The 11,937-nt window shown below is 43.3% G+C and carries 12 protein-coding genes and 1 rRNA gene; 4 read left to right on the top strand and 9 right to left on the bottom strand.

Annotated elements, in window-relative coordinates:
* Positions 1–5: 5 nt before the first annotated feature.
* The 9 genes from traJ to HQ49_RS07865 all read right to left on the bottom strand — a co-directional run bounded on the left by traJ (position 6) and on the right by HQ49_RS07865 (position 7,152).
* A complete protein-coding gene (gene traJ, locus HQ49_RS07825) occupies positions 6–1,016 on the bottom strand; it encodes a conjugative transposon protein TraJ (RefSeq protein WP_039419362.1) in 1,011 nt (336 codons plus the stop codon).
* A gap of 2 nt (positions 1,017–1,018) precedes the next feature.
* A complete protein-coding gene (locus HQ49_RS07830; RefSeq protein WP_080745578.1) occupies positions 1,019–1,648 on the bottom strand; it encodes a DUF4141 domain-containing protein in 630 nt (209 codons plus the stop codon).
* A gap of 4 nt (positions 1,649–1,652) precedes the next feature.
* Positions 1,653–2,009, bottom strand: coding sequence for a DUF3876 domain-containing protein (locus HQ49_RS07835; protein WP_039419366.1), 357 nt, complete (start codon positions 2,007–2,009; stop codon positions 1,653–1,655).
* A 12-nt stretch (positions 2,010–2,021) separates the two neighbouring features.
* A complete protein-coding gene (locus HQ49_RS07840; protein WP_039419368.1) occupies positions 2,022–4,523 on the bottom strand; it encodes a TraG family conjugative transposon ATPase in 2,502 nt (833 codons plus the stop codon).
* The gene (locus HQ49_RS07845; RefSeq protein ID WP_034542533.1) at positions 4,520–4,849 is read right to left on the bottom strand and encodes a DUF4133 domain-containing protein; all 330 of its coding nucleotides are present in this window, start codon (positions 4,847–4,849) and stop codon (positions 4,520–4,522) included. Before HQ49_RS07845 ends, HQ49_RS07840 begins: the two co-directional genes overlap by 4 nt.
* 11 nt (positions 4,850–4,860) lie before the next feature.
* Positions 4,861–5,157, bottom strand: a complete 297-nt coding sequence (locus HQ49_RS07850; RefSeq protein WP_025003727.1) for a DUF4134 domain-containing protein — start codon at positions 5,155–5,157, stop codon at positions 4,861–4,863.
* Positions 5,158–5,319: 162 nt separating this feature from the next.
* Positions 5,320–5,937 carry a hypothetical protein gene (locus HQ49_RS07855; protein ID WP_235290096.1) on the bottom strand — a complete coding sequence of 206 codons (618 nt, stop codon included), beginning with the start codon at positions 5,935–5,937 and terminating at the stop codon, positions 5,320–5,322.
* On the bottom strand, positions 5,934–6,386 hold the full coding sequence (locus HQ49_RS07860) for a DUF3408 domain-containing protein (protein WP_039419370.1): 453 nt from the start codon (positions 6,384–6,386) through the stop codon (positions 5,934–5,936). Before HQ49_RS07860 ends, HQ49_RS07855 begins: the two co-directional genes overlap by 4 nt.
* Position 6,387: 1 nt before the next feature.
* Positions 6,388–7,152 (bottom strand): ParA family protein, encoded by a 765-nt coding sequence (locus HQ49_RS07865; protein WP_039419371.1) that lies wholly within the window; start codon positions 7,150–7,152, stop codon positions 6,388–6,390.
* 288 nt (positions 7,153–7,440) lie between these two features.
* Here HQ49_RS07865 and rrf point away from each other — a divergent pair.
* The 4 genes from rrf (at position 7,441) to mobC (ending at position 11,911) form a co-directional block, all read left to right on the top strand.
* Positions 7,441–7,551: ribosomal RNA gene (rrf, locus tag HQ49_RS07870) — 5S ribosomal RNA — on the top strand.
* A gap of 644 nt (positions 7,552–8,195) precedes the next feature.
* Positions 8,196–8,633, top strand: coding sequence for a conjugal transfer protein MobA (gene mobA, locus HQ49_RS07875; protein WP_039419373.1), 438 nt, complete (start codon positions 8,196–8,198; stop codon positions 8,631–8,633).
* On the top strand, positions 8,618–9,880 hold the full coding sequence (gene mobB, locus HQ49_RS07880; protein ID WP_039419375.1) for a conjugal transfer protein MobB: 1,263 nt from the start codon (positions 8,618–8,620) through the stop codon (positions 9,878–9,880). The genes mobA and mobB overlap by 16 nt, the downstream gene beginning before the upstream one ends.
* 24 nt (positions 9,881–9,904) lie before the next feature.
* The gene (gene mobC, locus HQ49_RS07885; protein ID WP_039419376.1) at positions 9,905–11,911 is read left to right on the top strand and encodes a conjugal transfer protein MobC; all 2,007 of its coding nucleotides are present in this window, start codon (positions 9,905–9,907) and stop codon (positions 11,909–11,911) included.
* Positions 11,912–11,937 lie beyond the last annotated feature (26 nt).

The raw sequence follows: 11,937 nt of genomic DNA on the forward strand, positions 1-11,937 counted from the left end.
ACTGTTTATTTTTTAATTAGTTTTCCTGAAATGTTTCCGGTCGCTGCCCCTGCTGCTGCACCCGCAAGGTTTCCACCAGCACCAGCAGTTTTGCTAAGATTACGGTTCATACCGCCCAGTCCGCCAGCCTGAATAATCCAGTTAGATACAGTCGGGATGGTGAAATATCCCACAATACCGATAATCATAAATATGATGTAAACCGTATTTGAACTGTCGGGAATGAAGTTCGGGTCGTCCAGTAATTGCAAATCACGTTCGAGCATCAAGACCTGAATCCGGGCAAGAATGGAACTGAATAAATCCGATACGGGAAGCCACAGGTACACGCTGATATAGCGTGTTATCCATTGCGTTAAGGTTGATTGGAAGCCATCATAGACCGATATTGCAAATGCAATCGGGCCAAGTATGGCTAATACAATCAAATAGAAAGTCCGTATCGTATCAATGACAAGGGCAGCAGCTTGAAAGAGTATTTCCAACAATTCCCGAAACCAGTCCCGGACGGCTTTCTTTATATTGTAAGAAGCCCGTTCCATATACATCCCCATTGTCGTAATCAAATCCGAAGGCGACCATCCAAGTTCATCCAGTTGTTTGTCGAACTCTTCATCGGAAACGAGATAAGCGGTTTCAGGATTCCGAAGCATGGCTTCATACTCCTTTTTATCTTTCAGTTCCCGGTATTTATTCATATCAAAGGTCTGTCCTTCCAGTATTTGATTCGTTCCTTTTACTACCGGGGATAATACACTGTTTATCGTTCCCAGTACGATAGTCGGAAAGAACATAATGCACAGACCAATGGCGAACGGTCGCAAAAGCGGGTACACGTCTATCGGTTCAGCTCTCGATAAGGCTTGCCATACCTTCGCTGCCACATAGAATAATGCACCCAGTCCAGCCACACCTTTGGCTACCCCAGTCATAATACTGCACAGGGGCATCATATCCACATAGAGATTTTTCAGAATCTCATGCAGGTTTCCCCAATCAACGGCTAACAACGTCATAATTACCAGTATCTATCGTTAGCAGTTCCATACAGGGCAATCACACGGTCGGTATCGCTGATTTTCTTTGCCCGCAGGTAAGACACGGATATATTTTTGCGGGTATAATAGGAAACCAAATTCCGGTAATTCATCACTGAACTATATGCTTTATCTATCCGTTCCATACGTTCGGCATCGGTCATGGACAGCCCGTTGATATTCACAACATTTTTAAGTTCGGTCAATACATCCGAACTTTCTTCCAGCAGTTTGGAATACCCGAAGGCAATGGCGTTGAGTTCTTCCGGTCGGAAGTTCTTATCCGATAACATTAGCTGAAAGTTGGTAACATATATATCCGTAATCTCACCGAGCAGGAGCACGGTTTTTTGTACTTTCCGGGCATCTTTCACCAAATTGTTTACTGATTTTAAGGCATCATAATATTGCTTGCCTTGGTCGTACAACTTTTTGGTTTCCTTGAAAGTATCCAGTGTATTACTGACAGTCTTTGAAGTCTGTGCAATTTCTTTGGTAGTATTGACAATACCTTGAGCCAAATTTGTCGGGTCGATTACCGCCCATTGTGCGCTGGCATTACCTGTGAACAGGTACAGTGCCACTACTAACATCATTATTTTTGTTTTCATCGCTTTAATTTTTTGATTGTTTCTTACTTCTTACATACTCACCGCCGGAGGATAGCAAAATCCGGTCGGTTTCACTATCATAGCTTACCAGTATCGAAAATCCAGTTTCGATAAACAGGTATCCGTCTTTTTCTATGATTTGATAGGTTTCCGCACGGGTTTCGCCCCTGCGGGTTCTTCGTTGCATGGTTACTTTATAGCCATCCGCACTTTCAAAGACAGTGAATGATGGTCGGTTCGTAACGCTTTCCCAATGCCCGCACATGGCTTTCAATCGGTCGGCGTTCGTTTCCTTACAGGAAGACAAAGCCAGCAGGACAGCACACAGAAGCACCGGGAAGATGAATCTTATTTGTTTCATATTGATTTGATTTTAATTAGGATTACGCTTGCTTTCGGCAAGTTGTTTAATAGCCAGTTCAAGGTCGCCGTCCAATCTTTCGGCAAGCTTAAACAGTTCGAGTTTTTCAGTTTCTTCCGTTGTAAATGTGTAATACTCTTCCAAACTTACTTCTGTGGCATACACAGCCGATTGTACGCCACCCAGCCCTATCCATACTTCCTTGTATTTCCGTCCCGGATGGTTCGCCATGTTGATGGAGAGTATTTGCGCCTTTTCTTTATCTGTCAAACCCAGCATCGCTTGTATGCTGTCAAACTTGTTCATGTATTTGCGCTGGTCGAGCAGGATTTTACAATCGGAGTTCGTAATGATGGATTCTTTCACAATGGGAGAATGAACAATATCGTCCACTTCCTGTGTTACCACCACCGCTTCACCAAAGTATTTACGCACCGTTTTGAACAGGTATTTCAGGTAATGTGCCATGCTGTCTTTGGCGATAGCCTTCCACGCTTCTTCCAAAAGCAACATCTTACGGATACCCTTTAACCGCCTCATTTTGTTGATGAAAACTTCCATCAAAATGATTGTAACCACAGGAAAAAGCACGGGGTTATCTTTGATGGCATCGACCTCAAAAACAATGAAGCGTTTGTTCAGCAAATCCAGTTCCTTATCCGAGTTCAATAGGTAATCGTATTCGCCACCTTTATAGAATGGTTGCAACACGAACAGGAAATTATCAATATCGAAATCCTTTTCCCGGACGTTCTGTTCGTTCAGGTTATTCCGGTATTCATTTTTGATAAATTCGTAAAAGGAATTGAAACTGGGTGCAATGGATTTATCCTGTGTAATCAGGCTGATAAAGTCGCTTACAGCATTGGACAAGGCAACGCTTTCCGCCCCGGTGGGCTTTTCGTGTTCCTGCTTCCACAAGGTCAGGATAAGCGTTTTGATGGATTCCCGCTTCTCAATATCGAAGACATTATCTTCGGTATAAAATGGATTAAATGAAATCGGGTTATCTTCGGTATATGTAAAATACACGCCATCTTTCCCGCCAGTCTTCCGGTGGATTAATTCGCATAATCCCTGATAGGAATTTCCGGTATCCACTAACAGGACGTGTGTACCCTGTTCGTAATATTGGCGTACCATGTGATTGGTGAAAAAGGATTTTCCCGAACCCGAAGGCCCTAAGATGAACTTATTGCGGTTCGTGATAATCCCTTTCTTCATCGGAAGGTCTGATATATCAATGTGAAGCGGTTTTCCAGTAAGCCTGTCCACCATCTTAATCCCAAAAGGACTGGATGATGATTGGTAGTTCGTTTCTTCCGTAAAGAAGCACAAAGCCTGTTCAATGAAGGTAAAGAAAGATTCTTCCGCCGGAAAATCGGCTTCATTGCCGGGGATACCCGCCCAGTAAAGGGTTGGCGTATCCGTTGTATTGTGGCGTGGCTTGCATTCCATCAAGGCAAGCTGGCTTCCTACATCATTCTTGATATGCTTTAATTCTTCCTTATCATCCGCCCATGACATCACGTTACAATGGCAGCGAACAGAGGTCAAACCTTGACTGTGCGCTTCATTCAGGTATTCTTCTATCCACTCTTTGTTCACCTGATTGGAACGGCTGTATTTAGACAACGAGTGCATATTACGGGCTTGCTTCTCAAAGCGTTTCAGGTTCTCCGCATGGTCGTCTATAAAGATATACTGGTTATAGATATGGTTACAGGAAAGCAATACGCCCACAGGCGAAGCGAACGACAAACGGCAGTCGCTACGGTCGGTGGACAGCTTTTCGTAACGTGAATCAGTAGTAACCGTACCCGGCAGGTCTTCCACATCCGAAAGTGTATGCAAACACAAGGTATTGTCGCCGATACGCATATCTTCGGGATTCAGTTGCATATCCAGTAAGGTAGTCGTATCGCTTTGCGACAGGGAAAAGTATTTTTCGATAATCCCAGCCTTTTCCGGCGTTCCGGTAATCTCGTCCGAAGTCAAACGGGTAAGGGTAATAAATCCCGAATCGTTCATAATCCGTTCAAATTGCCCGACCGATTCTAAAAACTTCGTTACCGTTTCCTTATCCTGAATTTCCTTCGGAATGATGAAGCCCCGGCAAAGCGTATTGAAATTACTTTGGGTACGGCTTCTTTCCTTTGTGGTTTTTGTCAGGAACAGGTAACAGGTATGATTTAGGAATGGTCTTTCATTGAAATGCCGTTCAAAACTGCGGGACAGGAAACTTAACCCATCCTTTTGGATTTCAGGGGTATAGTTTTCTTTGATAAACCAGTCCTGTTTATGCACGATGCTGTAATCGGGCAATACCTTGATTGCCTTATGCCAAGCAGAATGTATCGCTTCGTATTCAACCCCGGTAACAGTGAACAGTTCGGGTAGTTCAACCCGGAACGCTACCGTAACATCGGCATCCTTACTGATGATACAATCGTGTTCGGCTGCCAGCAGAGGAAATTTGCTTTCCAATGTGGCTGCTTTTAATATATTCCTCATGCGTTCTTCTGTCTTTTATAGGTGAATAATCGGGGGATAGCCCGGCGGTTGATAATATACCGGGGATGGCTTCTGCGGGCGGTTACTTTCATAAGACCGTGTGTGCCGTATTTGTCATTCAGCATAAAAGTGAAGTACACAAGAGCCGAAGCCGCTACGACCCCGAACCCAATGCAGACCCACTGGTTTATACCTATCATATACAGAATGATGAACAATACGAAGACGGCAAGTAGCCCGCCTGCAAAAATGAACAGGTATTGGCTGCGAAGCCCTTTGAACTCCGCAGGTTTTCCAATCCCCCTGTTAATTGAATAGCTAATCATAACACCTATGATTATAGGAAGAATGAACGAAGGATGGTAGCAGCCACAATCAGGAAGATACAAGCCCCGAACCAGCTTGCTGCGGTTTTGCTTGTATCCGGGTCGCCTGAACTGAACTTGTTATACACCTTTACACCCCCAATCAAACCAACGACAGCACCGATGGCATACACCAATTTTGTCGCCGGGTCGAAATAGCTGGTAACCATGTTGGTAGCTTCTGTGATACCACCTACGCCATTGCCCTGTGCAAATGCGGAAGTTGCAGCCAAGACGATGGCTGCGGAAAGAAATATTTTCTTTTTCATTATAAACTTGATTTTATGATGCCGGAAAGCGGGTGGATAGTCCGCTATTCCGGCGGGATTAATAATTGAGAATTTTTGTGGTTGGTCTTTCTACCTTTTGGAATGATTAAGTCCAGCTAACCGTAATCTTTTTCTTTCATACCTGATTTGTTTTTAAAGGTTCTACATATAGTCGCTCATATCGAACGCCTGTAAATCTTCGGGGCTAGTTTCGTTTGGCGGGGCGATAAATACTGCATCGTATTTACCCAGCATTTCCGCCACCCGTACCATGCCCCCGTTTATCTGTTCCATCATTGTATTATACAAGCTGGTTTGTTGCATAACCGACAGTGTTTGCAAAGCTTTCCGTTCCTCTTCTTCCGAGGCTTCCTGCTGCCTGACGACCTGTACCGCCTGTGCCATTTCTTCAAAGGAGATACCCCGTGCCGACTGACCTTCAACGCCTGTGATAAATGCGATTTCTTCCGTTTCCAGTTCATCTTCCGGTACTTCATCTTCATACTTCATTTCAAATTCAACATCCATCGGCTGCTGGGTATCTTCCATGTCAGCCGGGGCAAATATAGAAGCATTATCAACCTCTTTAGAAAACTGGCTTTCAGTGTCTTCGGATGGCGTTACTTGTCTTAACCGGAAGGTTGTTTTTCCAACGACAGCCCTTTCGGTCTTATGATTGCCGGGACTTTCGGAAGGGGAACTGTTCGTTTTCTTCCTGAACCGACAAAACAGGACGAGATAGTAAAGGACAACCCCAGCTATCATTAATTTTAGTATCATATCGGGCTTTCAAAAGTTTTCTTATACAGTTCGTTGATTTCATCCTGATACTGGTCGAAGTGGTTCAGGATAATTGTTTCCACATAGCTGCTTACAGTCGCTTTGCGTTCACCGATAACCATTACTATTTTCATTAATTTTTCATGGGTGGAACGGCTTACATATATCGACTGGCGGTCGGGAAGTTCCATTTTCTGAAAATAGGTTTCCCGGTAATCGGCAGGGCTACTTTTCTTCCGGCGGGTAGCTTCCCGGATGGTTTTTGCTTCCGGTTGCCGGATAGGTTCTACCACAGTTTCTTGTCTTACTTCCGGTTCTGTGTAAACTTCCGGCGTATCCGGTTCTTTACTTACTGCTTTAGGTGAAATTTCCTGTTTCATGGGTAAACCCTGTGAAATGATTTCTTTCATAAAATCTTCGTCCACCAGTACTTTTTCCAGTTTTGCCATATTAGTATAGTTTTATAATGTATCCTATTTCAGCCACCAACTCTTCAAGGTTACTGCCTTTTATCATTCGTTTATCCGCAGGGAACAGTGTGGAACGGAAGACAGAAGTCTTATCACCGGACAGTTCCTTTTTGTAGCGTTTGGTATCCGGGATAAAGGTTTTCATAAGGGGTAATTTCAGTTCACCGATAGTATTTTCATAAATTCCATACAAGTCGGTTTTCTCCCTGCCATCGACCTGATTCCAAAACAGGTGCAAGCCTTGTATCCGGTAAGCTTCATTCTGTACCAGCAGGTTGTTTACCGTCATAGCGAATGAAAGGCTGCTTTCCAGTACCACCCGGTCGGCGGTAATCGGCGTAAAAATGTAGTCCATAGAAGCCAGCGAACTGATAATACCTTCGCTGTTCACCGTTCCCGGCAGGTCGAAAAAGACCACATCCATTTCCATCGGTTCTGTTTTCAGGAACTCTTCGGCTGTACTGATGGCAGCTTCGGGAGTGCTGCACAAGACCGGATAGGCTTTCTTTCCCAATGCTTTGAACTGGTTAAAGGCAAGCACCTTGTAATTGGCATCGTTGTTTACCTGCTCACCGTCCCGTTTACGCATGGCACTGATACTGTGCTGCGGGTAGTCGCAATCGACAACCGCTACATTGTAGCCTTTCAGGTAATAGAGATAGCTTGCCACCAATACCGTGAAAGTGGTTTTGCCGACCCCGCCTTTTTGGGTGGAGAAGGCTACGAATAATGTTTCTTTCTTCATTTCTTTGATTTTAAGAGAATTAATAATTTACTTATCTTTGTCGCGATTCAGTCAGGTGTATTTTTTATAAACCCATTAAAAAAATACACAAGATGAACATAGATGTATCGATAACTCTAGACATAGCTACTATTGTTAAGTGGCTTACTATTCTAGTAATAGCGTTGGCTTAATGCTCAACCGCTCGTGACCATTAAATGGTTGGTATACTTTGTATACTAAGGGGAATGGGGTTGAAAAATCCCCTCCTGAGGACACTATACAGGTGTTCCACCTGGCTGGATTTATTAAGGTGATTATAGCGTAAGGGTTCCACCTCTTCCCATTCCGAACAGAGAAGTTAAGCCTTACTGCGCCGATGGTACTGCATGATTGTGGGAGAGTAGGTCGTTGCCATCTTTCTTTAAGCCCTCTTTCTTTTTCAGGAAGTAGGGCTTTCTCTTTTACTTCATTCATACTTATTGTTTTACTTCATTATTGATTAACTACTTTATTTCAGGCAGTATTGATTTTCATATTGTTATCTGTAATTCAATCCGTCTTTATTGACTTGCAGACGTATTGATTTATTGATAGTTAGAAATATTGATTTCAGTATTTCTTGCTTTCTTGAAATCAGTAAAACAGTCTTTATTCATTCCGGTATTTCAATCGGTATTTACCGCTTTACTTATCTATTTTAATGCTGATTCTGACCGCAAATAAATGGAGAAAAACCGTTCGTTTTTGAAAGTGGCTTCGTATGGCTTTAGATGGCTTTGCTTGTCCTATAATGTACTATGGCACAGCATAATTAATCCCTGTTACTTTGCACCGGAATCTTATCTGAACCGATAAAAAGGTATCCGTTCAATAGCTTCCCGGAGTTCATTCATCTTATTGCTAACTGCTAATCCGTCCCATGACGGATTTTATTTGCGCCGTGCAAATAGCAAGGTGTGTCCTCAGCAGCTTGAAATTCTTTCAGCAGCTTAGAACCCCTTGCCCGGACAAGCCGGGATGGGTTGTACTCCGAAGTCGTAAACCCTTTAAAGAATAATGGTATGGGAAAAGAAAAAACGAATGTGCCACAATCCGGTGGCAAAGGACGAAAGCCAAAGATAGACCCGGCAGTTTTCCGGTATTCGGTCAGCTTCAATGCGACCGACCATGCCCGTTTTTTGGCTCTCTTTGAACAGTCCGGTATGCGGACGAAAGCACATTTTATCACAGAAAGAATCTTTGGCGGTTCATTCAAAGTGATAAAAATTGATAAGGCAGCAGTCGATTATTACACACGCCTGACAACTTTTTACGCTCAATTCCGGGCAATCGGCGTAAACTATAATCAGATTGTGAAGGCTCTGAATACCAATTTTACCGAAAAGAAAGCTCTTTCTTTTCTCTATAAATTGGAAAAAGCGACCGAAGAACTGGTGATATTAAACCGGAAAATTATCGAACTCACACAGGAATTTGAAGACAAATGGTTGCAAAAATAAATGTGGGTAGTTCGCTTTTCGGTGCGCTGGCTTACAATCAGAATAAGGTTGATGAAGAACAAGGCAAGGTACTTTTCAGCAACCGGATGTTTGAAAGTGAAGATGGTAATTTCAACATCCAGCGTTGCATGGAAAGTTTTGAAATGCACCTGCCCCAAGACATCAAAACTGAAAAACCCATAATCCATATATCCCTGAATCCGCACCCGGACGATAAACTTTCGGATGAACAGCTATCGGAGATTGCACAGGAATATATGGAGAAGCTGGGCTATGGCAATCAGCCCTACATGGTTTACAAGCATGAAGACATCGACCGCCACCACCTGCACATCGTATCCCTGCGGGTGGACGAGAACGGCAAAAAATTGAATGATAAGTTTGAACACCGCCGGAGCAAGGATATTACACGGGAACTGGAAGCAAAATATGGTCTGCATCCTGCCGAAAAGAAACAACAGCAGGAACACTACCAGTTCCGAAAGGTCGATTATGCTGCGGGTGATGTAAAGCACCAGCTTTCCAATACGGTTAAAGGTGTGGTAAATACTTACCAGTTCCAAAGCATCGGGGAACTGAATACCCTGTTATCATTGTATAATGTACGGGCGGAAGAAGTCAAAGGCGAAGTCTGGGGCAAGGCGTATAATGGTATTGTCTATTCTGCAACCGATGATAAAGGCGAAAAGCTGGGTAATCCCATAAAGTCTTCCCGGCTGGGTAAGTCGGTCGGTTATGAAGCATTGGAACGCAGGATAGAACAAGCAGCCACCAAATGGAAAGACGGTAAACTGAAAGCCAATGTCAAAGGTCGGGTAAGCGAAGCGTTGAAAGCTTCCGGCTCAAAGGAACAATTTGAAAAGAACCTGAAAGATAAAGGAATTGAAGTCGTATTCCGGCAAAACCCGGAAGGGCGCATATATGGTGCAACCTTTATCGACCACGAAAACAAAGCCGTCCTGAACGGCTCTCGTTTAGGAAAGGAATTTTCAGCCAATGTATTTAATGACCTGTTTAGAGAATCCCATGTAAACGAGGGACACACAAAACAAGCTGTTCCGAAAGAACCGTTCACACCTTCGGCAGAACCGTTCGTGCCGTCAGAACAGCAATCTGAAAACGGGGAATCTACAATCGGAAGCCTTTTCAGTATCCTGCCCGGTGGCAGCGATTCTTCGGCAGGAAATGATAAAACCCCGCCAACTCCCAAGAAAAAGAAAAAACGCCGTTACGGACGGCAGATGTAATAATAATCTAAAAAATAATCAATTATGCAGAATGAAGATGATTTAAGAGGACTTGCCAAAGTCATGGACTTTATGCGGGCAATCAGTATTTTATTTGTGGTAATCAACATTTACTGGTTTTGTTACCAGTCGATAGTAAACTGGGGTATCAATATCGGCGTACTCGATAAGATACTATTAAACTTCCAGCGAACCGCAGGATTATTCAGCCATATCCTGATAACAAAGGTATTCGCAGTGATATTCCTTGCTTTGAGTTGTTTGGGGACAAAAGGAGTGAAGGAAGAAAAAGTAACATGGACAAAGATTTATGTTTTCCTTGTTATTGGTTTTATCCTGTTTTTCCTGAACTGGTGGTTATTGTATCTACCATTACCACTTTCGGCGAACGCTACATTTTATATCCTGTCAATGGCTGGCGGATACTTATGTTTATTGGTCGCTGGGGTATGGATGTCTCGGCTACTCAAAAACAATATGATGGACGATGTTTTCAATTTGGAGAACGAAAGCTTCATGCAGGAAACCCGCTTGATGGAGAATGAATATTCAGTGAATCTTCCATCACGTTTTTGGTATAAGAAGAAACAACATAAGGGATGGATAAACGTGGTAAACCCGTTCCGGGCTACTATTGTGCTGGGAACTCCCGGTAGTGGTAAATCCTACGCAGTAGTAAATAATTACATTAAACAACAGATAGAGAAGGGTTTTGCACTCTATTGTTATGATTATAAGTTCCCTGACTTATCGGAAATCGCATACAATCACCTGATGAACCATTCGGATGCTTATAAGGTAAAGCCCACCTTCTATGTTATCAATTTTGACGACCCACGCAGAAGCCACAGATGTAACCCTATCAATCCGGCATTTATGACAGACATATCGGATGCTTACGAATCGGCATACACCATTATGCTGAACCTGAACCGAAGCTGGATTCAGAAGCAGGGCGACTTTTTTGTGGAATCCCCGATTATCTTACTGGCTGCGATTATTTGGTTTCTCAAGATATATAAGGACGGAAAGTATTGCACGTTCCCGCACGCCATAGAGTTCTTGAACCGGAAGTATGCAGATACATTCGTTATCCTGACTTCCTACCCGGAACTTGAGAATTATTTAAGTCCCTTCATGGATGCGTGGGAATCACAAGCCCAAGACCAGTTACAGGGGCAAATCGCATCGGCAAAAATTCCATTGTCAAGGATGATAAGCCCGGCATTGTACTGGGTAATGACAGGTGATGATTTTACACTGGATATAAACAACCCGGACGAACCGAAGATACTTTGTGTCGGCAATAATCCCGACCGTCAAAATATCTATTCGGCAGCGCTGGGATTGTATAACAGCCGTATTGTGAAGTTGATTAACAAGAAGGGACAGCTTAAAAGTTCGGTTATCATTGACGAGTTGCCAACCATTTATTTCCGGGGATTAGATAATCTGATAGCTACCGCCCGTTCCAATAAAGTGGCGGTCTGTTTGGGTTTTCAGGATTACAGCCAGCTAACAAGGGATTATGGCGATAAGGAAAGTAAGGTAATTCAAAATACAGTTGGAAACATCTTTTCCGGTCAGGTAGTCGGTGAAACGGCGAAAACATTATCAGACCGTTTCGGGAAGATATTACAGAAACGCCAGTCTATGACAATCAACCGTCAGGATAAATCAACATCAATCAGTACACAGATGGATAGCTTGATACCTGCTAGTAAAATATCCAATCTTACGCAAGGGATGTTTGTGGGTGCGGTCAGTGATAATTTCGATGAACGGATAGACCAAAAGATTTTCCACGCTGAAATTGTAGTGGATAACGAGAAGGTAAAACGTGAAACTGCCCGCTATGAAAAGATACCGGAGATTATCGACTTCCGGGATGCAGATGGCAACGACTTGATGAAAGAGCAAATCCAACTCAATTATGATCGGATAAAGCAGGATGTAAAACAGATTGTCATTGATGAAATGGAGCGCATCAAAAGCGACCCGGAGTTACGGCATTTGGTGAAGGAGGAATAAAAATTAAATACCCTGTGTTACTTTGC

This window comes from Porphyromonas gulae, from assembly GCF_000765945.1.
GTDB classification, from domain to species: domain Bacteria; phylum Bacteroidota; class Bacteroidia; order Bacteroidales; family Porphyromonadaceae; genus Porphyromonas; species Porphyromonas gulae.